Source organism: Brevibacillus centrosporus (genome assembly GCF_003710815.1).
Taxonomy (GTDB): domain Bacteria; phylum Bacillota; class Bacilli; order Brevibacillales; family Brevibacillaceae; genus Brevibacillus; species Brevibacillus centrosporus.
This window is the reverse complement of the sequence record NZ_RHHP01000026.1, coordinates 54,697-79,660: the sequence shown is the minus strand read 5'-3', so window position 1 is coordinate 79,660 and position 24,964 is coordinate 54,697. Positions and strand designations below refer to the sequence as shown.

Below are 24,964 nucleotides of genomic sequence, written 5' to 3'. Positions count from 1 at the left end.
AAAAAATCACCCCGGTCAAATGACAACGGGGTGATTTCCCTTTTTCTTAATAGATCGCTTCCCAGCCAGCTGGAGTCACGAACAGGCGGATGGCCTTGATTTTGCGATCGTCCATCAGGGTGAAGTAGTGACGGAAGTTTGGCGGAACGGAGATGAGATCACCTGGCGAAAGCTCAACGTCGAAGTATCGTCCGTCCTTCCCTTTGATCGCGAAGATGCCGTGACCGTCTACGCAGAAGCGGCACTCGTCGTCCGTATGATGGTGCTCGCCTTTAAATTTGACCAGAAGCTCGTCGAGATTAGGGGTCAAATCAGACAGGACGATGATGTCAGCAGTCAGGTAGCCGCGGCGCTCGCTGATTGCGTCGATCTGCGGCTTGAAGGTATCGAGGATTTCCTGTTTCTCCTCGTCAGTCGGGCTGTAGTTGTCGCGGTGCTTCGGATCCAGATTATCCAGTGCCCATTTTTCATAGATGATTTCTTGCGTATTCAGGAAGGAGATGACTTCCTCTGGAGCGCTGATGCGATCGTTGTTGTCGTGGAAACGAATTTGTGCCATTTTTAATTCCTCCTTAATTGTTGGGGGTATGGGACACGACTGCTTGTCGCAGCTGCAGCAAGCGGGCGTGGTACTCAAACAAGAATTCAAAGGCTTCCAGATGGCGTTTGGCTTCAAAGTCATTGCCGCCCCATGCGTATATGCCATGGTTGCGAATCAGGACGCCGGGTACATCAGGAGTGATGACCTTCTCGATAGCAGCAGCAAGGGTCGGAATATCAGCAAAGTTCTCAACAATCGGAACGGTGATGCTCGCATTTTCCGCCCAGATGCCGAGACCTTTGATCAGCTCCTGGCCCTGGATGGAGAAAGCACGCTGTCCAAAGTACAGCTCGGAAATCAGGTTGTTCCACACCGTATGAACGTGGAAGCAGGCACCTGCCTGTGGAAACTTCTTGTACACAACCGCGTGGATCAATGTCTCAGCGGAAGGCTTGAGTGAGGTCTCATCGACTGGTCGGGAATCGCTGTCCACGATCAAGTAGTCTTCCGGGGAGAGCTTGGTTTTGTCCTTGCCGCTGGCTGTTACGGCAAATTGCAGCGGGTCATTGGCAACCTTGATTGAAAGGTTGCCGCTCGTGCCCGGGAACCAGTCCCGGCGAGCAAATGTCAGCTTGGCGTCGTCCAAACGGCGAAAAGCGTCCAAGCGTTGTTCAAAAGTAGCAGACATGTTTCAGCTGACCTCCTGTTGATGTTTCAAATCTTGTAGGATGGCAATCACATCATGGAATGTGGCAAACGTGCGGTGTGGCAGATTCAGCTCCTCCGCCCTCTGGGCGAGGAACGAACGGGCAATTACAAAGTCGGCGATCTTGGCGCCAGCCAAATCGGTGATTGAATCCCCGATCACCACGCGGTAGTAGTCGGCAGGATCGTAGCGGCGAATGATCGTCGTTTTGCACATGCCACATCCATTGGAGCAGTGATCGTCACAGGAGTGCGGCCAGGTGATCGTGATCTTGTCGCCGGAAAAATCACTTCCGTTGCAATAGATCGGTACATCCTTCAGATCAAACGGAGCGAGGATCGGATCGACGAAGAAGTCGATGCCGCCGCTGGTCACCAGCCATTCGATGCCCTCTTCGCGGCAAAAGCGGACGAAATCCGCAAAGCCAGGGCGAATCGATGCTTCGCTGACGATGAAGTCAATAATTTCCTCGCGCAGAGAGGAGGGGAGCAGCTGGAACAGCTTTCCGACCCCTTCCTGCACGCTGATTTTTTGCGAAAGGATTTGTTCGGTCAAGGCTTCCCACTCGGGTGGAGCAAACTTGCGGACAATCGCCACGATGTTGTCTTTTTCCGTGATGGTTCCGTCAAAATCGCAGAAGAGAACGAGCTTTTTACTCATCGTCCGCCACCCCACTTTTCGAGCGCGACAGCCAGCTCAGAGGAACCCTCGGCCGCTTCCTGCAGCGTTTTACCAGCGGTCACTGCCAGGGTGGCGGCAACAAAAGCTTTTGCCCCTGCAGTCGCACCACCTGGGTGACCGTGAATTCCGCCACCTGCATTGACGATCTGATCGAGACCAAAGTCAGCGAACAGCTGCGGCACGAGTCCCGGATGAATACCGGCAGATGGGACTGGGAACGAACGACGGATGCCTTCGAGAGGTGCCGTCAAGTTTTCAGCCAGCTGCAGCGCCTCTGTCTTGTTCAGCGCAACGTTTCCGTATGGAGATGGGAAGAGCACTAGGTCAGCGCCAGCAATCCGCATCAGCTTCCCGAGCAAAAGCGGAGTCGCAATCCCGTAATCCGGCGATGGATAGTAAGCACCAGCCAAAGCTGGATGCGCCATGATCGGAACGTGTACATCTGGATCAGCTGCCAGGCGGTGCAAAGCGTCGAAGCCAAAAGCCAGGACATTGAACAGGAGGCAGTCGGCTCCAGCGTCAATGGCGCGCTTAGCTTTTTCATTCAGCTCGTTTACCGGACCTGTCAGGTTGGCCGCGTAGAGCACAGGCTTGCCGATTTCTGCTTCCGTTTCGATCGCGATCTGTTTAAACGCCTTGATTCTCTCCAGGAACGGAGCGCGTTCATCCGCAAAGAAAATTTCGTCATCTTTGACCAGATCTACGCCGCCCAATGCTTGTGCGCGAAACTGGGTTTTCAGATCATCAAAAGGCAGTCCCAGGCAGGACTTGAAAATGCTCATCAAGAGCGGACGGTTGTGGGCGTCCAGGCGATTGCGCAGCCCGTCAATGCCGTATTTTGGACCAGGGAACGTTCCCAAAAATGACTCAGGAAAGCCGACATCGACCAGCTTAATCTTGCCATCCATGGAGAGCTTCCCAAAAATGCCTGTCAACAAGGAAGGAATGTCGTTGGTAAAGTTGCGAGTCGGATAGCTGACGGTAATCAGGCCGCGCGTTTCTCCGTTCTCCAAGGTTTCCAGCGGAGTTGCGCTTACTGCTTCGCCCAGATATGGCTTTAGCTCGGCTTGTTTGGCCGCAGGCAATTCCGTCCAGGAACCGACAGTCATACCGACTGCGATCGATTCTGCTTTTTTGTTCAAGTCTTTGGCTTGTGTCAAATAGGTGACGAGGATACGGTGCTCACTCATTGCTAGGACTAATCCTCCTTAAAAACGGTGATGTGAGAAAATAAAAAGAGCCTCCCCAGCGATCAGGGAGGCGGTTGTCGACTATCAGAACGTCTTCGTCTCCTCTCATCTCTCGGGTTCGTAGTCGAGGCAAAGGAAAACAATATCCTAAATCTCGACTCTTATCCGTTGGAATTAGCACCGTTTCGCTTTCTAGTAAACATAGAATAGCGCCGGTTGCCGGGCATCATAGGGCCAGTCCCTCAGCCAGCTCGCGATAAGAGTTATGAGGCTACACGCTAGAACAGCATGTGCGATAGCTTTATGATAAGGCGATCAGATGCGGTAGTCAAATTATTTTTTGCCGAGTTTGCATATCGGATATAGGTATTTTGAAAGCGGGATGAAACTTTTTCCAACGAAATGCGTGGTAAGTAACGAAAGGGTGTGGAAGGGTTGGGAAAGTAGGCTTGGAGGACGTGTACGGCCTGCACGTAAACGATATATATCGCTATCTTTTCCGGCTGACACGGGATGCGAGGCAGGCAGAGGATTTGACGCAGGATACTTTTTTCCGTGCCTTTTCGTCACTGGACGAATTTCGCTCGGAAAAAGTAAGGCCGTGGCTGTTTAAAGTAGCGTATCACGCCTTTGTAGATTGGCATCGCAAGCAGGTCAAGCGGCCGCTTTACTTTGTTGAGCAAATGCCGGAACAAATGGATCAGTCGGCAGTCGATCCGGCAGATTCGCTGGTAAACAAGGAAATGTGGGAGGTTGCCCATCTCTTTTTGGAGCGGTTACCGGAAAAGCAGAAGCAGGCAATCTTGCTGTCTGCCATGCAGTTTTCCTATGCCGAAATTGCCGAGGTGCTGGGAATCGATACGACCGATGTGAAGCGTTCGCTGTTCCGTGGGCGGCAAAAGATGCGCAGGATGTGGAGGGATGAGGTCGATGACGAACAAATTCGATGAAGATAGCAGAGAACGAATGCTGCTGGCCTATTTGCGAGGAGAACTCGATGAGCAAGACGTACGGAATCTCCGTAATGAGGTGACAGATGACGAGGAATATGCGGAGCGGCTCGAACACCTTCTGTTGGGAGTGCCGGACAAAGGACAAGAGACGCCTGCCCCCTTTTCCTTAACAGAAAAACAGCAGCGGGCTATTCTTACCCGGGGAAAGTGGAAAATGCGTTTTACCAACTCTGCTTTTACGTTTGTCATCTTTTTCCTGATAGGGGCGCTCTTGCTCCTGGTCAATGGCTGGGTCGGAATGTGGGTGTATAAAGATCAATTCAAGGTCACAGAAGACATCATCAATTTTACCCAGCCAGGAGTCAGCACGGGTAGCAGCGGTTCTCAGGTTGGGTTGCTCTATGGTCAGATTCAGATGGAGCTGCGTGAACAAGTAGGGGCTGAACAGCAAAATGTTGGTTATGTGGAGAGTACAAACTTCTTGTGGAGCGTCCGAGCGGAGCCGAAATGGGCAAATGGAGTCAGGGAAACGAAGCTGTTTTTCCGCTATCCGACTGAGGAGGCGATGACACGTGAAGATACAGATTACCTGCGCGCACCTGCCTGGAATACGATGAGCAAGCTGCACGAGGGAACGGTGAGTCAGCTGGCAATATCCTTTGATCGACCGATGACATACGAGGAGTACATCAAGCTGATTTCGAAGCACGTACCCGAGTACAATCTGGATACCCTTTGGTTCGCGGTAGATACAGGAGTAGAGGCAAAAGAACGTGAGCAGGACGGAAATCTTTTGCTCTCGGCAGGGGAGGTTTGGGGGTATGCAGAGCGCGGGCTGGATTACGGCAATGCTCCCATTCAGGTGAATGGAGAGGGAGACCGACGAGCAGCAGCGTATCTTGCGGAGATGAAGTATCTATCCGAGCATGGGAGTTTGGCGCGTGAGATCGGCCGGGGAATCCTTTCTCGCAGTGATCCGAAAGTGGAAGAGCGCTATGCCTATCTCAAGGAAAAAGGGGTTCGGATTTACGGGGCCGTCGTAACCGGACCAACGAAAGAATTGCTTAAGCTTGAGGCAGAGAAAGCGATAACCGCTGCATTTCTCGGGAAAGTGGATTGGTGGAATTGGGAACGGCCTGCTGCATCGGGGACACAGCTTAACTGGTGAAGGCTGGAAGCATATTTTGCTGAAAAAGGGTGTTGACAGCATCAGGTAGAGGAATGTATGATTCAAACTAAATTCAAAACTGCATACGTTGGATACCTTATCCAGAGAAGGTGGAGGGACTGGCCCGATGATACCCGGCAACCGACACGACGCTTTTCAGACGTTCGAGACGACTGATGCATAGGCGACGTGCACGGTGCTAATTCCTGCAGAAACAAAAGTAGTCTGGAAGATAAGGGGGACAAGGGCACGTTTCTCTATACGTGACGATCGCGACCTCTTTTCTTCGGGAAAAGAGGTCTTTTTGTACAGTAAGAATTTATAAGATTCTTAGCCAGTATAAGTGCAACTATGGCTCCACCGCAAAGCTTGGCGGAGCCAAGTTTTCTAATATGACATCGCTTGGACCAGCCTACTGGAAATAGACAAAAATCGGCAAAGGGGAGACAGGAATCATGGCATACCGTGCATTGACAGAACAGGAAGCAGTGGAGTACGTGAAAGCATTGCCAGGGCTTTTTACCGAGGGAGCTACGCTAGTCAGCAGTGAGATTGGTGACGGCAACCTCAATCTGGTGTTTGACATTCGAGAGGAAGCGACAGGAAAAAGCGTGATCGTGAAGCAAGCTCTTCCTTATGCTCGCGTGGTAGGGGAGTCCTGGCCACTGACGGTAGACCGTGCGCGCATCGAGAGCGAGGCACTCCGTCTCCAGCACAAATACGTACCGGATCTCGTACCGGAAGTGTATCACTTTGACCAAGAGCTGGCGTTGACCGTCATGGAAAACGTGGGTGACCATATCATCATGCGCAAAGGCTTGATCGAGGGCAATCGCTACCCGCTGTTCGCCAAGCAGATTGGGAAATTCCTCGCGCACACGCTATTCTACACCTCTGATTTGGGGGCCAGCCCGTACGATAAAAAAGCGCTCGTCGGAACATTCTTGAATCCGGAATTGTGCAAAATTACGGAAGATCTGGTGTTTACTGATCCTTATGAAAATGCGCCAACGAACGACTTCAATCCTTTGATTCAAAAGGAAGTCGAAGCAATCTGGGAAAACAAGCCGCTCAAGCTGGAAATCGCAAAGCTGAAATTTGACTTCCTCACTCGAGCAGAAGCGCTGCTGCACGGAGACCTGCATACCGGCAGCATCTTCATCACACCGACCAGCATGAAAGCGATCGACCCTGAGTTTGCTTACTACGGACCGATCGGCTTTGACATCGGTGCAGTCATTGCCAACCTGCTGCTCAACTACGCAGGTCAGCACGGATTGCAAAAAGACCAAGGAGAACGCGAATCGTATCGCGAATACTTGCTGACAACGGTGGAGGATGTCTGGAATGAATTCGTCTCCCAGTTTGTGCAGCTTTGGCACAAGCAGGCAAAAGAGCGCAGCGCACATGTGGAAGGCCTGTGGCAAAGCTATGTGAACCGTCTGATCCAGGATACCGCAGGCTTTGCAGGCTGCAAAATTTTGCGCCGCGTGATCGGATTGGCTGGTGTCGCTGACTTGAACAGCATCGAGGACGTTCAAGTTCGTGCCGAAGCTGAGCGCTTGGCACTCGCTATCGGGGAAGCACTGATCCTCGGACGCCACAATCTGGAGGAGTCCACGGACATTACGGACCTCGTCCGCACCGTAACAGCAAGATTTTATCAGGAGGCAACGACCGTATGACAACAAGTACACAACTCGCGCCAGTCAAATGGGAGGATGATGCTCTCGTCCTGCTCGACCAGACGCGATTGCCTGTAGAAACCGTTTATTTGACACTGACTACTGCAGAAGAAGTATGGGCATCCATTCGCCACCTGCAGGTACGCGGAGCGCCTGCGATCGGCATGGCTGCAGCTTATGGACTGTACCTTGGTGTTCGGGGCAGCGAAGCGGCTACGAGCGAAGCGTTTGCCAAGGATTTGTTGGCAACGGCAGAATATTTGGGAACGTCTCGCCCGACTGCGGTCAACCTGTTTTGGGCACTTGACCGCATCAAGGCGCGGATCCAGCAAGAAGGCGACAAGGCGACCCACGAGCTGAAGGCGGCGGTTCTCGATGAGGCACTGGCGATCCAGCGCGAAGATGCGGAAGTATGCCGGACGATCGGTGAGCATTTGCTGACCTTGCTGCATGATGGCATGGGCATTCTCACACACTGCAATCCTGGTGCGCTGGCAACAGCTGCATACGGAACGGCGACTGCGCCATTCTATTTGGCAAAAGAGCGCGGATGGGATCTGAAAGTATACGCGGATGAGACTCGCCCGGTTCTCCAAGGTGCTCGTCTCACGGCATTCGAGCTGCAGCAGGCAGGAATCGATGTCACGCTGATCTGCGACAACATGGCGGCGATGGTAATGGCACAAGGAAAAGTGGAAGCCGTTATCGTCGGAACTGACCGTGTGGCGGCGAACGGGGACGTGGCAAACAAGATCGGGACCTATGGCGTTGCTGTTTTGGCGAAAGCGCATGGCATTCCGTTTTACGTGGCAGCCCCACTTTCCTCGGTAGATCTGGAAACCGCAACAGGTGCGGATATTCCGATCGAGGAGCGTCCAGCCGAAGAAATTACCCACGGCTTGGGCAAACAGGTAGCTCCGGACAACATCAAAGTGTACAATCCGGCATTTGATGTGACGCCGGCCGAATACATTACGGCAATCGTGACCGAAACCGGCATATTCAAGCCGCAGGAAATCGGCAACAGCAAAAAATAGCTTCAATAGAGAGACACCTACTTCCATGCATGGAGGTAGGTGTTTTTGTTGCAAAGGAGTAGCGAAGCTCGGTTTGCGAATAGATTAAGGAAGTGATTGACATTGCGGATATCTGTATTATAGTAGTATCAAAGATTAAATCCGATTAATTACATATGATTAATTTGATTAAAGATAAAGATACAAATAGCAAACATACAGGGGGAAGACAGGGATGAAAAAGTTGCTACAGCCAGTAGTTGCCGTACTTGTTTCTTTAACAGTAATGGTGAGCGGATGCTCCTCTTCCGGGGAAACAGCCAAGCCAGCTTCAACCGATCAAAAGCCAGCGGAGGAAAAATCCAGCGCCAAAATGGTCAGCATCGGTGTTTTTAATCCGCCGATCTCTTTTAATCCCCTGATCAGCTCCCGGGACTTGTCTTCGGCAGAGCTGGGTACTTTGCTATTTGAACCCTTGATCAATCGGATCGAGCCACTGCAATTTTTGCCGCAGCTTGCCGAGTCCTTTGATACGACAGATAAGCAAACCTATACGGTCAAGCTGAATCCGAATGCCAAGTGGACGGATGGCACTGCTGTTACGACGGAGGACGTGGCTTATACACTTGCGCTGATCGCCAACCCGAAGGTCGAGTCTACGCTTGGCTCATCGATTGCTTTTCTAGAGGGAGTCGGACCAGACGGGAAGCTGCCAGAGGGGCAGACGGAAATATCGGGCTTGAAGATCGTCGATGCGCAAACCTTTGAGCTGCGTGCCAAAAACCCAACGGATCCGAACATGATCAAGGAGCAGTTCGGTATGAAGTTCAAGGCACTGCCCAAGCACGTTCTCAAGGATGTGAAGCCTGAGGAGCTGGTGAAGCATCCCTTTATGCAAAACCCGAACGTAACCAACGGAGCCTTCACACTCGTGAAATATGAAAAGGATCAGTACGTCGAATTCGCAGCCAACAAAGCGTTGCCCGGTGGCCGCTTCCTTGAAAGCAGCGATCATCCCGCATGTCTTTATTAATGGAAGTGAAATTCCGGAGCCGCAAAGCACGGAGCAAGAGGAACTGCCAGAGGCATAAGAGACAGATGAATAAGAAGCGGCTATCGTAGACTTGTAGATAAAGTCTGAGATAGCCGCTTTTTATTGCCCGTCGCCGCGGTACTGACCGTAGCTCTTTACTTGCGGAATGTCAGGTTTTTCTTGTCATAGGAGTCTTTATCATATGCACACGCAGAATCTTGCCAAACGAATGGCCCTGTCCCATAATCGAGCGTAAGAACAAAAGACAGAATCGACCGAATAAAGAGACGGGCTAGGAGGGGAGCATATGAGACGAATTCGTATGACAGAGGATGCAGTGCTCAGACAACTGGAATTGGCAGATGCTGAGGAGATGTTTTGGCTGACAGATACCAATCGTCCCTATTTACGGGAATGGCTGCCATGGCTGGATTATACGAAGCGCGTCGAGGATACGGCGCAGTTTATCCAGATGACGATCAACCAGCACAACAACAATCAAGGAACACACTATGGCATCTGGTACAAAGGACGCTTGGCGGGGACGTTGGGTGTTCATAATATCGACTGGATCAATAAAAAGACAACGCTTGGCTACTGGCTGGGTGCACAATTCCAAGGAAACGGCTTAATGACGACGGCAGTTGCCGCTTATACGGATCAGCTCGTTTTCACCTCGTGGGGTCTGGAAAAAATCACGATCATGGCCGCTACCGAAAATTACAAAAGCAGATCCATTCCAGAAAGGCTGGGGTTTCAGCTGGAGGGCGTTCTGCGTAGAAACGAGTATTTGTACGATCATTTCGTCGATCATGCGGTCTACAGCTTGCTGCGCTCTGAATGGAAGAATCTTGCCCAGAAAAAAAGCTAGATTGACAAGGAAAATTCAGTAAATTACGATGGAGAAAGGAAGAGGGGTTGTCGTAAAAGCAGCCCCCTTTTTTCTACGTGTAGGAATTTATAAGCGTAATGCTTATGAATTCTGGAGCGCATGGAAACTTTCCGCTAAAACGCGGTCGCTCCTCCTTGAACAGGCCTCGATAGAGGTTTTCTTACGTAGCGGAAAAGAGGCAATCGATGCAGAGGTTGCTTGCGAGAAGAGGTGAAAGACGTGCGGACACTGCGGCAATTATCTTGGTTTTTTAAGGCTCATTGGAAGCGATATGCATTTGGTATCGCCTTTTTGTTTCTCATTGACATTCTTGTTCTCCTGCCGCCGCGATTGATCGGAAATACGGTGGACTCCATTCGGAACAGTACGTTGACGGGCACTGAATTGACGAAAACAGTCTTCATCTTATTGGGACTGGGCGTTCTACTGTACGGGATGCGCTACATGTGGCGGTATCTTTTGAATGGCGGGGCGTTAATCTTGGAAAAGACATTGCGGGAGAGGCTCTTCTCACATCTGACCCGAATGACGCCTTCTTTTTACAACCGAAAGCGGAGCGGTGACCTGATGGCGGTAGCCACCAACGACATACCCAATATTGAACAGACTGCGAGTACTGGCGTGCTGACGCTGGTAGATTCGCTGTTTATGACGCTTTTGACACTCGTTGTGATGCTGACCGCCATCGACTGGAAGCTCACGCTGGCAGCCTTGATTCCGATGCCTTTTTTGGCTTGGTCGACTGCTTATTACGGCAGGCTTTTGCATGAGCGCTTTTACTTGGCGCAGGAAGCATTTGGTGAAATGAATGACCACGTCCAGCAGGCAGTTTCCGGAGTACGGGTACTGCGTGCCTTTGTTCAGGAGAAAGCGGACGTGGAAGCCTATCGCCGTGTGAGCGAAAAAACGCTGGAACGAAACGTGAGCGTCTCGAGGATCGACGCCTTGTTCGAGCCAACCATCGCCATCATAATTGGCTTCAGCTTTTTGATCGGGCTGGGCTATGGAACGTATCTCGTCATTACCAGTGCCATTTCCCTCGGTGACCTAGTAGCGTTTAATTTGTACCTAGGGCTTTTGATCTGGCCGATGTTTGCCTTTGGCTGGCTGGTCAATGTGCTTCAGCGTGGGGGAGCATCCATGAAGCGTCTGTCGGAGCTGTTCGTGGAGGAGCCTGATGTCGCGGAGCAAGAGCACCCGGTCACCTCGGTGGTGTCCAATACCGTCGAGGCGCGCCATTTTTCCTTTACCTACCAAGGGACGGATAAACCAGCACTGCGTGACGTGACCTTTACGCTTCGAGAAGGAGAGACACTCGGCATTGTCGGACGCACAGGCAGCGGGAAATCAACGCTTTGCCGCTCGCTCCTGCATCAATATCAGATGGAGGCAGGCTCGCTTTTCATCGGCGGAGTGCCGATTGAGTCCATGTCCTTAACTGCCCTGCGGGAGAAGATCGGCTATGTTCCACAGGAGCACTTGCTCTTTTCGCGCAGTATCGCGGCAAACGTGGCGTTTGGCAAACCAGGGGCTACCAAAGAGGAGCTGTTGAATGCGCTGAAGCTGGCAGAGATGGGAAGCGACCTGTTGCAGTTCAGGGACGGCGTGGAAACGATGGTTGGGGAAAAGGGAGTGACGCTATCTGGCGGGCAAAAACAGCGGATCTCCATTGCCAGAGCTTTGCTATTGAATGCAGATATTTTGATTTTGGATGATTCCCTGTCGGCAGTCGATGCGCGAACAGAAGAAAGCATCCTGCGTCACTTGCGTCAGGAGAGAGCCGGTAAAACAACCATCATCACGGCGCACAGACTCTCAGCGGTTCAGCATGCCCAACTCATTCTCGTGCTGGACGAGGGGAAAATCATCGAAAGAGGTACCCACGAAGAGCTGATGCAAATTAACGGCTGGTATGCAGAGCAGTTCAGACGTCAGCAGATGGAGCAGGATGTCGCCGGTTAGGGACAGGGAGGAGAGCCGTTCATGAGCGGGCAAAAGGTAGGGAAACGGCTGGTTGATTTTGCGAAACCGTTTCGGAAACAGATTTTCGGTGCGCTGCTTTTGCTCTTGCTTGGCACCAGTGCAGAGCTGGCGGGCCCATTTTTGGCGAAGGTGCTGATCGACAATCACATTCTCGCGATACAAAAGCCTTGGTATGAATACGGAGAGCTTCCAAAGGCCGCTGCGAATGTAGCGGTTTCGGTGGACGGCAAGTACTACGTACGGCAGGATTTGCTCCAAGAGGCAGGTGTGAGCCCACAAGCTACACAGGCGAAACCGGTGAGCATACTGGCGGAAGGAACCACCTATTATCTCGTACATGGGGCTGTGAACCCCAATGCGGAGAAGAAGATGACAGCTTTACCTGCAGAAAATGGTCGTGAACGAGTAGAAGTAGTCACAAACGATGGAACAGAAGGAACGGGCACGACTTTGACAGGGGTTCGTCTGACAGCTGAGGAAGTAAAGTCGATGTATCAAAGCGAGTTTTCGCCGATTATTTGGCTGTCTGTAAGCTACGGCGTGCTCATTTTGCTCTCGGCCGGGTTTAACTACGTTCAGATTTTAGCGCTGCAAACGATCGCACAGCGCATCATTCAGCAGATGCGGATGAAGCTGTTCATCCATTTGCAAAAGCTGCCGGTTTCCTTTTTTGACAAGACGCCGGTTGGTTCGCTCGTCTCCCGTGTCAGCAATGATACCGAGGCGATTCGCGAGCTGTACGTCAGCGTGCTGGCTACCTTTGTACAAAACGGCATTTACTTGGTCGGGATTCTCGTGGCACTATACATTTTGCAGCCCGAGCTTGCCTTGATCAGCTTTTTGACCGTGCCTGTGCTGGTGGTGCTTGTCATGGTCTACCATAGATACAGCTCTCGCTATTACGCGATTATTCGTGCAAGGCTCAGCGACATGAATGCGACGATTAACGAGATGATCCAGAATATGGCGATTGTTCAAGCGTTCCGACGGGAAAAAGGCGTCCAGCAGGAGTTTGCGGATGTGAACGAAGAGTATTTCAAGGTGAAGCTGAAGGAGAACAACATCGAGTCGCTGCTGCTCAGACCTGCCGTCGATCTGATTTGGAAGGTAACACTGACACTGATCGTCTGGTATTACGGATCGACCTCTTTCCACAGCGCCATTTCCTTTGGGGCCTTATTCGCTTTCGTCGATTACATGGGACGTTTCTTCGAGCCAATCAATATGATCATGAACCGGCTCTCGCAGCTACAGCAAGCCACGATCTCGGCAAAACGTGTATTCGACATCCTCGATACGGAGCAGGAGATACAAAAAGGTACACCCAATCAGCCCATTGAACGGCCAAAGGGAGAAGTCGTCTTTGATCAAGTATCGTTTGCCTACACAGGGGACGAATACGTGCTGAAGAACGTCTCGTTCACGGCGAAGCCTGGGCAGACGATTGCTTTGGTTGGCCATACGGGCTCGGGGAAAAGCTCGTTGATGAACCTGCTGCTCGGTTTTTATGCCGTCACGAATGGCAAGATTTTGATCGATGGCAAGGACATGAGCGAGATTGATACGCAGGCATTGCGACAGCATGTGGGACTGGTGCTGCAGGACCCGTTTTTATTTACGGGCAGCATCGGCTTTAATATTCGCATGTACAACGAGGCCATCACAGACGAGGTCGTTCGAAATGCAGCAGAGGCTGTGCGGGCCGACGAGTTTATCCGCCAGCTTCCGGGCGGGTATGACGAGCCAGTGGTAGAACGAGGCATGACCCTCTCGGCAGGTCAGCGTCAGCTCATCTCCTTTGCCCGGGCCTTGGCAGCGGATCCAGCCATTTTGATCCTGGATGAGGCGACTGCGAGCATCGACAGCGAGACGGAGTCGGCGATTCAGGAGGCCTTGCATGTCCTGTCGCGCGGACGTACGACTTTTATCATCGCCCATCGCTTGTCGACGATCCAGCATGCGGATCAGATCCTGGTGCTGTCTCGAGGAGAGGTCGTTGAGCGGGGAACGCATGAAGAACTGATGGCACAGGATGGCTTGTATCAAAAAATGTACCAGCTACAGCTGGGCCATGCATCCGTTACAATGAAGGGATAGGGAACGGAGAGCGATTACAGATAGAGAGGAGATCAACACCGATGTCAGCCTCGCGATACACCTTTTGGGTGTTGATTTTAGTGGTAGCGATTGCTGGATTGAGCCAGGGATTATCGATTCCACTACTGGCAGTATTGCTAGAACAACAGGGCATCTCTTCCCTGGTAAACGGGCTCAATGCAGCAGCCCTGTATATCGGGATGGTTTTGATTTCGCCATTTATGGAGATTCCGCTACGAAAGCTTGGCTATCGTACAACGATTATTTGTGGTCTGGTCTTGGTGACCATAGCGACTGCGCTGATCCCGCTTTTTTCTCACTTGGCGGTTTGGTTTGTGCTTCGTTTTCTGATGGGGGTAGGCGACTCTGCCTTGCACTACTCCAGCCAAATGTGGGTTACGAAAATATCTTCCCCAGAAACCCGTGGACGCGATCTCTCCGCTTATGGATTGGCGTACGGGGTAGGCTTCAGCGCAGGGCCTCTGGGCTTGAATCTGCTGCCGCTTGGACTGTGGGTGCCGTTTGGAATGCTGCTCATCTTGTACGCGGTAGGTTTTTTCCTGCTCGCACGGATGAAAAACGATTATCCGGAAGTGATTATCCAGACGGAAAAGAAGGAAAACAAGTACGCAACCGTATTGCGAATCGGCTGGCTGGCCTTGATTCCATCCTTTTTATACGGGTTTATGGAGACATCCCTGAACGGCAGCTTTCCGGTTTACGCATTGCGCACGGGTATTTCCCTCGAGTGGGTATCGATTATCCTTCCATCCTTTGTCGTGGGAAGTATCTTGCTGCAAATGCCGTTGGGGACGCTGAGCGATCGACTGGGGCGCAAACGAGTCATGACCGTCTGTGCCATCATCGGGGGAATTGCCTTTTTCCTGTTCCCGTTGTCGGGCGAAAACGTATGGTTCATGATGCTGCTGCTCGCCATCGCGGGAGCGGCAGTCGGGTCCTTTTATTCACTGGGTCTGGCTTTTGCCGCTGACATTTTGCCGGCTTCCATGGTACCGACTGCAGGGATCATCGCAGCGATCAACTTTGGCACAGCAAGCATCCTCGCTCCCAACGTAAATGGTGTCTTGATGGAATGGTGGGAGCCGTGGACGATATTTTGGCTGATGGGAGCCTCTTTGCTGGTGTTTGCTGCCGCTTGTCTGGCGGCCAGCAGAGGCACAGCACAGAAGCAGCAGGTTCCATTGCCGCTGGAAAAGTAAAGGAACACGCAAGAGGGTGTCTTTCTCCCGGAGGAAGGCGCCTTTTTTGTAGAAAAGCTCGTCCTATTGCAAAAAAATAGCAGAAAAAAGGGGAAGAAAGAATAAACGGGCACAGGGGTGGGAAGCGTAAGAATAGGAATAGTAAGATTGCAAAGTTTGGAAGGGGTTGACCCGATGCTTACTCCGTCTGTTTTTAAGCGGGGTCTCGTTTGGATCTTGTTTTTCGTGATCAGTCTGGTGCTTATTCCGTTCTTTTCCGATGACAGCCCGACGCCGCCCGCTCCTGCTGGCACTAAAGTAACGGTGCAATAGACAAGGCAAAAAACTCTCCCGATGCTTGGGGGAGTTTTTTGTTGGGGCCAAGTTTTCTAGGCATGAAATCGGCACATAGTAAAGGAGAACATATCCGGATGGACGGTGGGAGGCAATGCAATGGGAACCCTGCACCAGTATTTAGAGGAGAGCGCCAAAAAATCGCCAGAGATCGAAGCCATTGTTTCGGCTTCCTGCACGTTTACGTATAAGGAGCTGGATGAACGCACCAATCAGCTAGCAGCCTTTATGGTGGCCGCAGGATTAAAAAAAGGAGATTTGGTCGGGATTCTGTGCAAGAACGATCATCCGTATCCGACGATCTTGCTTGCGATCATGAAAATCGGTGCGGTAGCGATCCCGTTGAACTGGCGGTTGACCGGCTTTGAGCTGGCGGGCATTTTGCAAATCGCGAAGCCCAAGCTCATGTTTTACGATCAAGACTTTGAAGAAGCCGTCGCATTGATCCGTGAGCAAGGGTTAGTCGAAAGGCTGGTCATAGCGGGAAATGGACTGGAAATGGCCAATGAATATGTTGAAATCTTCACGAGAGAGTCAATGGAGCCTTTGCCGAAGGTAGCTATGACAGGGGATGATCTCGCCGTCATTTTGTTCACATCAGGGACAACAGGGACGCCAAAAGGATGCATGATCTCTCACGGCTGCTACGATACGTATTTGAGCAGGAGTCGTGCGCGAACAGAGCATGCCCGTTTTTTGGCAGTGCATCCACTGTTTCATATGAGCAGCACGTCACTGATTTTTTACAATGTCTATAACGGAAACACGATGGTCATGCTCGCAGATGGGGATACCACATCGATTCTAAAGACGATTGAAGCGGAAAAGATTCAGTCGATGTTTGCCTTCCCGTCTGTCTACTCCTATTTGCTGGGGGAGCTGGAACGAAAGGAGTGGGACATCAGCTCCCTGAAATTCGTTTCCACGGGAGGGACAAAAGCTTCTCCTGCGCTGATTCGGAGGTTCCTGGAGCTGGGGATTCCTATGACCCAGGGATACGGCAGTACAGAAGCAGCGTTTGTGAGCGGCTGGCATCCGATCATGGGCATGGAGTACGTCGATTCTGTAGGGAGGCCGTTCCTCGATGTGCAGGTGAAGATTCTGGACCCCGAGACGGGGGAAGAAGTGCCAGCAGGGCAGGTAGGGGAAGTGGCGATCAAAAGTCCCTATCTTTTCAAAGGATATTTGCATAACCCGGAAGCGACAGCCAAAGTGCTGATCGATGGCTGGTATCACATGGGGGATGCAGGAAGATTGGATGAGGAAGGCTTTTTGTACATTTCCGGGCGCTATAAGGAAATGATCCTGGTCGGTGGGGACAACGTATATCCGATCGAAGTCGAGGATTTGATCGACCATATTCCGGATGTCATGGAAGTGGCTGTAGTAGGAGTCGCTCATGAAACGTTGGGAGAGGTCCCACGCGCCTATGTGGTCAAAAAGCAGGGAAGCCCTTTGACGGAAGAGGAGATCGTGGAAGCGTGCCGCCAGAAGCTGGCAGCTTATAAAATCCCTGAGGTCGTTTTTGTGAGCAGCTTGCCGGTCAATGGCCTTGGGAAGGTCATGAAGCACTTGCTAAAACAGTAGCGAAAAAAGAAGAGCCTGTCCGAAATGGCAATGCGTCCAATCGGAACAGGCTATTTTTCTTTTGGTAGGACCTTTTATCTGGATACAAAGTTTTGCGTGTAGAAGGGCTGTGTCCCCTTGTAGGAGATGCCGACTCCCAGCTGCTTGAAATGAGGATTCAGCAAATTTTGACGATGTCCGGCAGAGTTCATCCAGCCCATATGGACTTCGATGCCGTCCAGTTGTCCGTATGCGATGTTCTCCCCGGCGTAGCCAAACGAAATGCCTGCACGCTTCAGTCGATCAAATGGACTACCGGTCTTGGGGGACACATGATTGAAATAGTTGTTCTGTACCATATCCAGGCTGTGAGCACGAGCGACTGCTGCCACGCTTTCGTCCCAGGTAAGCAACGGCAGATTGGCTCTGGATCTGGCGATGTTGAGTAAGTCGAAATTTTCCTTTTCAACGCCGCGTGCCGCTTGCTTGCGCTGCTCGTCCGTCAATACAGGCTGAGTAGGGAGTGCCTTGTACGCAATCGGATACATCAACTCCATGGCAATGGTGGAGAAATGCTCCGGGGTAGAGATTCGCACACCTGCGACCTTATTGCCTCCCAGTTGATCGATCGAAAAGGTCACGATTTGATTGTTTTGCGCATAGGAAGGATGACTGATTGTGTTGTTGTTAATTTTCAGAGTAGGGGTAATATCCAACGAGCTTTTTGGGGCACCCCATGCCTTTTGCAAAGCATCTGTGCCAGCTCCGATGCCGATCCCTTTGAGATTGACCTGAAGGCCGTTGGAGAACAAAGTCACGACCTTGTCTTTTTGCATTCCTACTTGGATGTAGTGACGAAGATCTTTATTGTAGATCCACCATTCGACTCCGGTCGTACTTGGATCTTTGCGGACGGGATTCCCCAGGATCTTCGCTACCTGAGCGCTGCTCATCCCCAGCTGGATACCGTAGACGCTCATCGTACTGGCAACAGCCGTTGCGACGGGCGTTGCAGTCACAGTATGGACTGGCAGCAGAGGGCCGAATAGAGCGATAGAAAGGCTCACGGCGAGGATACTGGACGTACGTAATTTGCGCATCATGCTCCCTCCTCGAGTTGGCATTGCCATGGAGGTAATTGTAGGCGGTCAAGGTACCGTCCGACAATAGGGAGAAAGATTGGTTTGTCCAGTCGCTTAATAAGACCCTGGCCCCTTTCACATACGGCGTTCCCGGATTACAAAGGTTTTGGCCAGCAGGTCGTGCCAGCCTTGCTTCCGTTGGTTCCAGCCCACCCACATATACCCGAGTGAAAAGGGAAGAGACGAAAGAAATTTGCCGATGACCTCACGCAGGAAAACCTGCCCAAGTCCCAGATTCCCTCTTGTCTGGCGAGCGTTGATCACCCGAATGCCTAGGATGACTTTGCCCAGCGTCTGGCCTGTCCACCAGGTCAACAGAATCATATACAGGAGATCGATGATGATTTCGGTCAGGTCAATCATGGAAAAAAAGGCGTCGGATACACCAAAGGCCCTGCGGAGCGGATTGAAGACCAGCATGTTGAGTCCCACAAGGAAAAGGGAGTCCAGCAGAGTAGCCGCCACCCGAATCCAAAAACCCGCATAGTCATGGACGATAGGAGATTCAGTCTGATGATCGGTCTGTGAGATCACAACGGGTTGATAGTCAAAGGATGTTTCCTTCATGACAGAGCACCTCCCTTTACTTGTGTGTATACAGTCTGTGCACGCTTGAAAGCTTAAGGCATGAATTGATACAGCAGCTTGGGAGAGCCGTTTCGCTCCAGCACGCGTGTTAATCCCAGCGGATCTGGATTGGACCAGTACTGCTTCATGCTCAGCAGCAGCTTGCTGATCGACAGCTGGTCGGTATAACGAACCACCATAGCTTCGGGCGAGCCAGAGAGCGATAACGCATAGCGCGTAGCTTCCTCCAGATCACCAAATTGGTCAATGAGACCCAGCCTTTTTGCCTGTTCGCCGGAATAGACGCGTCCATCTGCGATTTCCAGGACGCGTTGACGGGAGAGGTTGCGTCCCTTGACAATCACGTCCACGAACACGAACTTGTTGTAGCTTTCGTTGACCAGTGTCTGAAAGATTTGCCGCTCGGGGTCCGTGAGCGGACGGGAAGGACTTCCGATGTCCTTGAAACGACCGCTTTTGATGGCAAACTGATGTACACCGAGCTTTTTGGCTGCGTCACTGTAGTTGAAGAGGTTGAAAATAACACCGAGACTTCCGGTCAAAGTATTGGGATTGGCAAAAATGCTGTCACCGGTTGTAGCCAAATAATAGCCCCCGGAGGCTGCAGTCGAACCCATGCTTACGACGACAGGAATATGGCGCAATTGCTTGAGATGCAAGATGCGAGTATGCAGCTCATCGGTCGAGACGACTTCTCCGCCGGGACTATCGATTCGCAGCACCAGAGCTTTGACGTTTTCGTCTTCTTCTACACGCCGCAGCTGCTCGGAAAGAAGCTCGCTCATGGACGGCATCCCGGTCGCGTTTTGTTCGCCTGAGATGACACCGGTCACAAACAGCTGGACGATTTTGTCCGTACCCGACCCGGATACGATATTTTCATCCCAGGAAAAGCCCGGACTTTCCGCCAATTCATCGTACGCTCCCGACACGAATTCCACACAGAGTCCTGCTGCAAATACAACTAGGACAATCAGTAGGGCCACCCATTTTTTTCGTTGCATGAAAACCACCTCGTTCTTTAGCATGAGCAGCAAACAGACGAGTTACGCATCAGAAGCCAGTTGGAAAAAATGGGATTGACGAAGGGAAGATACTAAATTAGAATAATTATAAAATTATTTCCTTCAGGCAAAAAAATTCGCCTAGGTAAAGATAGGGATAATCATTATCAATTAGGATGCTGTTGCCTTCGGGCAGCAGCTTCCACTGTTTTTACGGGGGAAATAAGTCTGATTCTCTTTCTCAACAACGAATGCCCGAAATGGAAAAGACGATAGAAAAAGGGAGATGAGCCGCATGCTGCAAAAGACGGCAATGATCGTGTCAGGTGCAGGACTGTTAGTCAGCTGGCTGTATGGAGAGATAGGAGGGCTGGACACTTCCTGGTTGGCCGTGTTACTGTGCGGGCTTCCGATTGCCTGGGCAGCGCTAAAAGAGCTGTTTATCGAAAAGACGATCAATAGCGATGTGCTGGTGACGATCGCGATCGTCGCTGCTGTAGCCATCGGTGAAATTTTTGCTGCTGGAGAAGTGGCACTGATCATGATGCTGGGGATGTGGCTGGAAAATCGGACGGTGGCAAAGGCAGCCTCTGCGCTGGAAGAGATGGTGCAGATGGCTCCGCAAACAGCGAGAATCAAACGGCAGGATGAATGGGTAGAGGTGGTGCTGGAACAGGTTGCTCGCGGTGATTTGATCCTAGTGAAGCCAGGGGAGAAGGTCCCTGTAGATGGGATTGTGGCGAGCGGTCAGGCTGCTGTCAATCAGGCAGCACTTACGGGAGAATCGCTGCCGGTCGAAAAACGATTGGGCGACGAAGTATTCATGGGTACGATCAATACAAATGGTTCGATCGAAGTAGTGGCGCAGCGGGTCGGGGAGGAAACCGCGTTTGCCAAAGTGACGCGACTGGTAGCAGAAGCGATGGAGCGTAAAGCGCCTGTACAGCGTTTGCTGGATAAATGGGCAGCGTGGATCGTGCCGAGCAGTCTCGCACTTGCTGCTTTGATGTTCTTCCTTACCGGAGATATGGTTCGGGCTGTGACGATTCTGATCGTCTTTTGCCCGTGTGCGCTCGTGCTTGCCACGCCTACGGCTATCATGGCTGGGATCGGCAGCGCCGCCAAGCACGGCATTTTGATCAAAAGTGGGGTAGCACTGGAACAGATCGGTTTGGTCAACGCCCTGTTGCTCGACAAGACCGGGACTCTCACGGAAGGCAAACTCCAAGTCACAGGTGTCGCTCGGCTGCGCAGCGTAAGACAAGAGGACGTCCTGCGCGTAGCTGCTGCACTGGAGCGTCATTCCGAGCATCCTTTGGCACAAGCCATCGTTGCTGCCGGCGAGGCACAGCGTTTGGAGCTGCCTGAGGTAGAATCGTTTCTGGTGCATCCGGGTAATGGCGTTTCCGGACGTATCGAAGGCAAGGAAGTGCTCGTAGGGAACCGGCGCTTCTTTGCGGAAATGGGTGTTTCCACCGATGAGCTGCGACAGCTGCAGGAAGAGCAGGAAAAAACGGGCCAAACCGCCGTTTTCGTAGCGAGCGAAGGCAAGCTGGTCGGGATGGTGTCGCTGGCAGACCGAGTTCGCATAGAGTCGCGTGAAACGGTGGGGCTGCTTCGCCTGCACGGAGTTGGGGAAATCGCCATGCTGACCGGCGATAACCAGGGAGCAGCCACGCATATTGCCCGCCAAGCCGGGGTAACCACTGTTTTCGCCGAGCAATTCCCCGAAGCCAAGTATCAGCGCGTGGAGGAATATCGGAAGCAGGGGCTGATCGTCGGGATGGTCGGGGACGGCATTAACGATGCACCCGCATTGACATCTGCCCACGTCGGCATCGCCATGGGGGCAGGGGGGACGCAGATCGCAGCCGAAGCGGCGGATATCGTCATCATGACCGATGATATTTCCAAGGTGGCGGATGCCGTAAAGCTGGGGCGCAAAACACTACAGGTCATTCGGGAAAACCTGATTGTTTCCAGCACGATCAATCTGGCGGCGGTCGGACTCGCGATGCTCGGAATATTGGGGCCGGTCGGAGGGGCATTCGTGCACAATGCAACCTCTGTGCTGGTCGTGCTCAACTCAGCTCGCCTGCTGCATTATCTATCGACTCAGAACAAACAAAAGCGGACGACACCGCCAGCGCACAGCTCCTGCGAATCGTGCACTTGTGCAAAAGGGTTCTGTGATCTAGGGACGTCCAAAGGCTGATCCAAGCTGCTTTTGCCAAAAGGAAGAGGACCGGACACCGTTTATGGGCTGCCCGGTCTTTTTCGCAAGAGGGCATGTTCGAAATTCATGCAATTTTTCTACTATTAAGGTAAACTATAAGAACGAGCGATAGTGAATAGACGGATATAGGGGGTCCAGACGTGATCATTCAAGTAACGGATCTGAAAAAAAACTATGGGGACTTACAGGTCCTAAAGGGCATTACGACACAGGTCGCTGAGCGGGAAGTAGTCTGTGTCATCGGGCCTTCCGGATCGGGGAAGAGCACGTTTTTGCGCTGTCTAAACCAGCTGGAGGCATCGACAAGTGGCCGAATCGTCATCAATGGCCACGATTTGAATGACCCCAAGGTAGATATCAATAAAGTGCGGGAAGATGTGGGAATGGTTTTTCAGCGCTTCAATCTGTTCCCTCATAAGACCGTTCTGGAAAACGTCATGCTCGCGCCAGTCAAGGTACGGAAAATCCCTCAGGAGCAGGCACGTGAGCGCGGACTTGCGCTGCTGAATAAAGTAGGGCTAAAAGACAAAGCTGACGTCTACCCGGACAAACTATCAGGCGGGCAAATGCAGCGCGTGGCAATCGCAAGGGCCTTGGCAATGAATCCAAAAGTCATGCTGTTCGACGAGCCGACCTCTGCCCTCGATCCGGAATTGGTTGGAGAGGTACTGGCGGTCATGAAGGATCTTGCCAAGGAAGGAATGACCATGATCGTCGTGACGCATGAAATGGGCTTCGCACGAGAGGTGGGCGACCGCGTCATCTTTATGGATCAGGGAATTATTATGGCAGAAGGCAAGCCAAAGGAAATTTTCGATGACACGCAAAACGAGCGCCTGCGTTCGTTCTTAGGAAAGGTCCTGGTGAAATGACCGGCAGCTGTTAGGAAAACAGAAGGCACCAGACGCCTCGTTATCGAGTGAGCGCTGGTGCTTTTCTACTGACTAGGCGTCGTGCTCATTTGGCTGCATCCAGCAGCTGGCTGACGGTGACAAACCGATATCCCTGTGAGCGCAAATCCGTAATGAGCTCTTGCAGGGCTGCTACAGTCTGACGCTGGTTCAGGCCGCCGTCATGAAAGAGGATGATATCGCCAGGGGAGACGTTGCTCTTTACACTTTTCGCGATGACGGAAGCGGTTCGGGCGAGGGACCAATCCCGTGGGTCAACGGACCAGTGAATGATATCGTAGCCGCTGGACTGGACAGCGTTCATCACGTCATGCGTCATGACACCTCCAGGAGGTCGGTAGTACTGCGCAAGAATGCCTGTCGTCCTCAAGATCGAGCGCTCACCGTGCCTGATGTCTTCGTAGACCTCATGCTCGGTCAGCTTGTTCAGATCCAAATGATGGTAGCCGTGATTCCCGATCTCGTGTCCAGCTTTGTAAATCCATTGCATGACCCGAGGATGCTTATCCACCTGAGAGCCTAGCACAAAAAAGGTAGCACGTATGTTGTTCTGATGGAGCACTTCCAGGATTTTCGGCGTGTACTTCGCATCAGGGCCGTCATCAAACGTAAGCGCAACGACCTTTTTCTGCGTGTGTATCCGGTGGATCGGTTCGTAAAACGGAGTAGAAGCGCCCGCCCAGACAGGCATGATGCCCCAGCCAAGAAGGCAGGCGACGAGACAAACGTAGATCGCGCGATGGCGCATGACGATCGCCTCCTTCGTTCAGATATGGCTTTAGGTTCACCCCCTGCAGGGAAAACATGCTGCCAAAAGAAAACAGCGTCCAGCAGGGGGAGGGGATATGGTAGAATGAGTTGACCGTACATAGGAGAGGAGAGAATTCGGTGGAACTCCGCGGTATTTTACATGGACTCACCCACGAGTATCACGGGAAGGACAAGCCTGTTGACTACTATTTGCAAATTGGCGAGGAGCGCATGCCATTGAACGAATGGCTGGGTAGCGAGCTGTCGATTACATTTTTAGGCGAAAAGAACTGCATCGCCTGTGGCCGAAAAACCAACAAGACCTTTAACAGCGGGTATTGCTACCCCTGTTTCACCAAACTGCCGGAAAATGACCTGTGCATCGTCAAACCGCACGAATGTCATTTTGACTTGGGGACCTGCCGGGATGAAAGCTTCGGCGAAACGTACTGCATGATTCCCCATTTGGTCTATCTGGCGGTTTCCAGCGATATGAAGGTGGGCTTAACCCGCAAGCACAACCAGCTGAAGCGCTGGGTGGATCAGGGGGCGATCCGGGCGATTCCGATTGCGGAAGTACCTACACGCCGCATGGCAGGACAGCTGGAGTTTCATCTCAGCCAATACTTGCCGGACAAGACCAACTGGCGAAAAATGCTCAAGGGCGACGTCAAGGAGATCGACCTGCTCGCGATGCGCGACGAGGTATACAGCCATTTCCCTGACGAGTTCAAGCCTTTCCAGTATCGCGAGGACGAATGGGTGGATATCACTTATCCGATTTTGGAATCGTTGGACAAAATCAATTCCAAAACACTGGACAAAGAAGAGAAGCTCGGTGGCCGCCTGATTGGCGTCAAAGCACAGTACCTGATTTTTGACAACGGTGTGTTTCAAACGCGCAAGCACGCAGGCTATCAGGTAGAGATTACAGCAACTCCCTCTGCATAAAGTCACGCAAACTCCTCAAACTGAAAAGCAACAGCAGGGAGGAGAGAAGGCCATGAGGGATGAACATATCGAATATACAGAGCCATTGACCGGAACACTCGCCGAGGCAGTCGAAAGAGAGGACGCCACCCAGCTGGGAGTCCCTTTTTCGCCACTCGCCCAGACGTGGCAGGTCAATCCAGCGGACGAGGACTCCGATCAGGCTCAGCAGTAGGAAAGCGGCAAAACGACAGGCATAGCAACTAGGGAAACGGCAGCCAGAGAGTAAGGATGGCTGTCGTTTTTTGTGCGAATAAAAGGGATGAGTGGCTTACGTTT

The 24,964-nt window shown here is 52.0% G+C and carries 23 protein-coding genes and 2 riboswitches; of the genes, 15 read left to right on the top strand and 8 right to left on the bottom strand.

The window, feature by feature from the left end:
* Positions 1–46 precede the first annotated feature (46 nt).
* From mtnD to EDM55_RS20335, 4 genes are read right to left on the bottom strand one after another with little or no spacing between them, the layout of a single operon-like run.
* Positions 47–559, bottom strand: coding sequence for an acireductone dioxygenase (gene mtnD / locus EDM55_RS20350; protein ID WP_092273241.1), 513 nt, complete (start codon positions 557–559; stop codon positions 47–49).
* Positions 560–572: 13 nt separating this feature from the next.
* Entirely contained in the window at positions 573–1,229 is a 657-nt protein-coding gene (locus EDM55_RS20345) for a methylthioribulose 1-phosphate dehydratase (RefSeq protein WP_122961244.1), read from the bottom strand.
* Between the two features lie 3 nt (positions 1,230–1,232).
* A complete protein-coding gene (locus EDM55_RS20340) occupies positions 1,233–1,907 on the bottom strand; it encodes a 2-hydroxy-3-keto-5-methylthiopentenyl-1-phosphate phosphatase (RefSeq protein WP_122961243.1) in 675 nt (224 codons plus the stop codon).
* Complete coding sequence (locus tag EDM55_RS20335; protein ID WP_092273251.1) at positions 1,904–3,118, bottom strand: 2,3-diketo-5-methylthiopentyl-1-phosphate enolase; 1,215 nt, start codon at positions 3,116–3,118, stop codon at positions 1,904–1,906. Before EDM55_RS20335 ends, EDM55_RS20340 begins: the two co-directional genes overlap by 4 nt.
* 158 nt (positions 3,119–3,276) lie before the next feature.
* A riboswitch (SAM riboswitch) is annotated at positions 3,277–3,381 on the bottom strand.
* A gap of 195 nt (positions 3,382–3,576) precedes the next feature.
* Here EDM55_RS20335 and EDM55_RS20330 point away from each other — a divergent pair.
* From EDM55_RS20330 to EDM55_RS20280, 11 genes are all read left to right on the top strand, one after another.
* Positions 3,577–4,068, top strand: a complete 492-nt coding sequence (locus EDM55_RS20330; RefSeq protein WP_122961242.1) for a sigma-70 family RNA polymerase sigma factor — start codon at positions 3,577–3,579, stop codon at positions 4,066–4,068.
* Positions 4,049–5,239, top strand: coding sequence for an anti-sigma factor (locus tag EDM55_RS20325; RefSeq protein WP_122961241.1), 1,191 nt, complete (start codon positions 4,049–4,051; stop codon positions 5,237–5,239). The genes EDM55_RS20330 and EDM55_RS20325 overlap by 20 nt, the downstream gene beginning before the upstream one ends.
* A gap of 94 nt (positions 5,240–5,333) precedes the next feature.
* Positions 5,334–5,478: riboswitch (SAM riboswitch) on the top strand.
* A gap of 216 nt (positions 5,479–5,694) precedes the next feature.
* Positions 5,695–6,924 carry an S-methyl-5-thioribose kinase gene (gene mtnK, locus EDM55_RS20320; protein WP_092273255.1) on the top strand — a complete coding sequence of 410 codons (1,230 nt, stop codon included), beginning with the start codon at positions 5,695–5,697 and terminating at the stop codon, positions 6,922–6,924.
* Positions 6,921–7,961, top strand: a complete 1,041-nt coding sequence (gene mtnA, locus EDM55_RS20315; protein ID WP_122961240.1) for an S-methyl-5-thioribose-1-phosphate isomerase — start codon at positions 6,921–6,923, stop codon at positions 7,959–7,961. Before mtnK ends, mtnA begins: the two co-directional genes overlap by 4 nt.
* Positions 7,962–8,175: 214 nt before the next feature.
* Positions 8,176–8,973 carry an ABC transporter substrate-binding protein gene (locus EDM55_RS20310; protein ID WP_092273261.1) on the top strand — a complete coding sequence of 266 codons (798 nt, stop codon included), beginning with the start codon at positions 8,176–8,178 and terminating at the stop codon, positions 8,971–8,973.
* Between the two features lie 307 nt (positions 8,974–9,280).
* Positions 9,281–9,844 (top strand): GNAT family N-acetyltransferase, encoded by a 564-nt coding sequence (locus EDM55_RS20305; RefSeq protein WP_122961239.1) that lies wholly within the window; start codon positions 9,281–9,283, stop codon positions 9,842–9,844.
* A 240-nt stretch (positions 9,845–10,084) separates the two neighbouring features.
* Positions 10,085–11,827 (top strand): ABC transporter ATP-binding protein, encoded by a 1,743-nt coding sequence (locus EDM55_RS20295; protein ID WP_122961237.1) that lies wholly within the window; start codon positions 10,085–10,087, stop codon positions 11,825–11,827.
* Positions 11,828–11,848: 21 nt separating this feature from the next.
* Positions 11,849–13,945 (top strand): ABC transporter ATP-binding protein, encoded by a 2,097-nt coding sequence (locus tag EDM55_RS20290; RefSeq protein WP_122961236.1) that lies wholly within the window; start codon positions 11,849–11,851, stop codon positions 13,943–13,945.
* Between the two features lie 41 nt (positions 13,946–13,986).
* Positions 13,987–15,165, top strand: a complete 1,179-nt coding sequence (locus EDM55_RS20285; RefSeq protein ID WP_122961235.1) for an MFS transporter — start codon at positions 13,987–13,989, stop codon at positions 15,163–15,165.
* Positions 15,166–15,312: 147 nt separating this feature from the next.
* Positions 15,313–15,477 (top strand): hypothetical protein, encoded by a 165-nt coding sequence (locus tag EDM55_RS30400; RefSeq protein ID WP_170184516.1) that lies wholly within the window; start codon positions 15,313–15,315, stop codon positions 15,475–15,477.
* A 120-nt stretch (positions 15,478–15,597) separates the two neighbouring features.
* A complete protein-coding gene (locus EDM55_RS20280; RefSeq protein ID WP_122961234.1) occupies positions 15,598–17,085 on the top strand; it encodes a class I adenylate-forming enzyme family protein in 1,488 nt (495 codons plus the stop codon).
* Between the two features lie 74 nt (positions 17,086–17,159).
* Here EDM55_RS20280 and EDM55_RS20275 read toward each other — a convergent pair whose 3' ends face one another.
* The 3 genes from EDM55_RS20275 to sppA all read right to left on the bottom strand — a co-directional run bounded on the left by EDM55_RS20275 (position 17,160) and on the right by sppA (position 19,798).
* Entirely contained in the window at positions 17,160–18,164 is a 1,005-nt protein-coding gene (locus tag EDM55_RS20275; RefSeq protein ID WP_122961233.1) for a CAP domain-containing protein, read from the bottom strand.
* Positions 18,165–18,281: 117 nt separating this feature from the next.
* Positions 18,282–18,773: an RDD family protein gene (locus EDM55_RS20270; RefSeq protein WP_122961232.1), complete on the bottom strand. Its 492-nt coding sequence runs from the start codon at positions 18,771–18,773 to the stop codon at positions 18,282–18,284.
* 53 nt (positions 18,774–18,826) lie between these two features.
* The gene (sppA, locus tag EDM55_RS20265; RefSeq protein WP_122961231.1) at positions 18,827–19,798 is read right to left on the bottom strand and encodes a signal peptide peptidase SppA; all 972 of its coding nucleotides are present in this window, start codon (positions 19,796–19,798) and stop codon (positions 18,827–18,829) included.
* Positions 19,799–20,093: 295 nt separating this feature from the next.
* Here sppA and EDM55_RS20260 point away from each other — a divergent pair, with 295 nt between their 5' ends.
* Positions 20,094–22,013: a heavy metal translocating P-type ATPase gene (locus EDM55_RS20260; RefSeq protein ID WP_122961230.1), complete on the top strand. Its 1,920-nt coding sequence runs from the start codon at positions 20,094–20,096 to the stop codon at positions 22,011–22,013.
* A 161-nt stretch (positions 22,014–22,174) separates the two neighbouring features.
* Positions 22,175–22,906: an amino acid ABC transporter ATP-binding protein gene (locus EDM55_RS20255; protein ID WP_122961229.1), complete on the top strand. Its 732-nt coding sequence runs from the start codon at positions 22,175–22,177 to the stop codon at positions 22,904–22,906.
* Positions 22,907–22,991: 85 nt separating this feature from the next.
* Here the strand turns inward: EDM55_RS20255 and EDM55_RS20250 are convergent, their stop codons facing one another.
* The gene (locus EDM55_RS20250) at positions 22,992–23,693 is read right to left on the bottom strand and encodes a polysaccharide deacetylase family protein (protein ID WP_122961228.1); all 702 of its coding nucleotides are present in this window, start codon (positions 23,691–23,693) and stop codon (positions 22,992–22,994) included.
* A 140-nt stretch (positions 23,694–23,833) separates the two neighbouring features.
* Here EDM55_RS20250 and EDM55_RS20245 point away from each other — a divergent pair, with 140 nt between their 5' ends.
* On the top strand, positions 23,834–24,646 hold the full coding sequence (locus tag EDM55_RS20245; RefSeq protein ID WP_092273295.1) for a DUF2797 domain-containing protein: 813 nt from the start codon (positions 23,834–23,836) through the stop codon (positions 24,644–24,646).
* Positions 24,647–24,698: 52 nt separating this feature from the next.
* Positions 24,699–24,860, top strand: a complete 162-nt coding sequence (locus tag EDM55_RS30395) for a hypothetical protein (RefSeq protein WP_170184517.1) — start codon at positions 24,699–24,701, stop codon at positions 24,858–24,860.
* Positions 24,861–24,964 lie beyond the last annotated feature (104 nt).

Bases quoted from the DNA above. Each gene is read 5' to 3' on its own strand.
- mtnD (WP_092273241.1), bottom strand. From the start codon at position 559: ATGGCACAAATTCGTTTCCACGACAACAACGATCGCATCAGCGCTCCA.
- EDM55_RS20345 (WP_122961244.1), bottom strand. From the start codon at position 1,229: ATGTCTGCTACTTTTGAACAACGCTTGGACGCTTTTCGCCGTTTGGAC.
- EDM55_RS20340 (WP_122961243.1), bottom strand. From the start codon at position 1,907: ATGAGTAAAAAGCTCGTTCTCTTCTGCGATTTTGACGGAACCATCACG.
- EDM55_RS20335 (WP_092273251.1), bottom strand. From the start codon at position 3,118: ATGAGTGAGCACCGTATCCTCGTCACCTATTTGACACAAGCCAAAGAC.
- EDM55_RS20325 (WP_122961241.1), top strand. From the start codon at position 4,049: ATGACGAACAAATTCGATGAAGATAGCAGAGAACGAATGCTGCTGGCC.
- mtnK (WP_092273255.1), top strand. From the start codon at position 5,695: ATGGCATACCGTGCATTGACAGAACAGGAAGCAGTGGAGTACGTGAAA.
- mtnA (WP_122961240.1), top strand. From the start codon at position 6,921: ATGACAACAAGTACACAACTCGCGCCAGTCAAATGGGAGGATGATGCT.
- EDM55_RS20310 (WP_092273261.1), top strand. From the start codon at position 8,176: ATGAAAAAGTTGCTACAGCCAGTAGTTGCCGTACTTGTTTCTTTAACA.
- EDM55_RS20305 (WP_122961239.1), top strand. From the start codon at position 9,281: ATGAGACGAATTCGTATGACAGAGGATGCAGTGCTCAGACAACTGGAA.
- EDM55_RS20290 (WP_122961236.1), top strand. From the start codon at position 11,849: ATGAGCGGGCAAAAGGTAGGGAAACGGCTGGTTGATTTTGCGAAACCG.
- EDM55_RS20285 (WP_122961235.1), top strand. From the start codon at position 13,987: ATGTCAGCCTCGCGATACACCTTTTGGGTGTTGATTTTAGTGGTAGCG.
- EDM55_RS20280 (WP_122961234.1), top strand. From the start codon at position 15,598: ATGGGAACCCTGCACCAGTATTTAGAGGAGAGCGCCAAAAAATCGCCA.
- EDM55_RS20275 (WP_122961233.1), bottom strand. From the start codon at position 18,164: ATGCGCAAATTACGTACGTCCAGTATCCTCGCCGTGAGCCTTTCTATC.
- EDM55_RS20270 (WP_122961232.1), bottom strand. From the start codon at position 18,773: ATGAAGGAAACATCCTTTGACTATCAACCCGTTGTGATCTCACAGACC.
- sppA (WP_122961231.1), bottom strand. From the start codon at position 19,798: ATGCAACGAAAAAAATGGGTGGCCCTACTGATTGTCCTAGTTGTATTT.
- EDM55_RS20260 (WP_122961230.1), top strand. From the start codon at position 20,094: ATGCTGCAAAAGACGGCAATGATCGTGTCAGGTGCAGGACTGTTAGTC.
- EDM55_RS20250 (WP_122961228.1), bottom strand. From the start codon at position 23,693: ATGCGCCATCGCGCGATCTACGTTTGTCTCGTCGCCTGCCTTCTTGGC.
- EDM55_RS30395 (WP_170184517.1), top strand. From the start codon at position 24,699: ATGAGGGATGAACATATCGAATATACAGAGCCATTGACCGGAACACTC.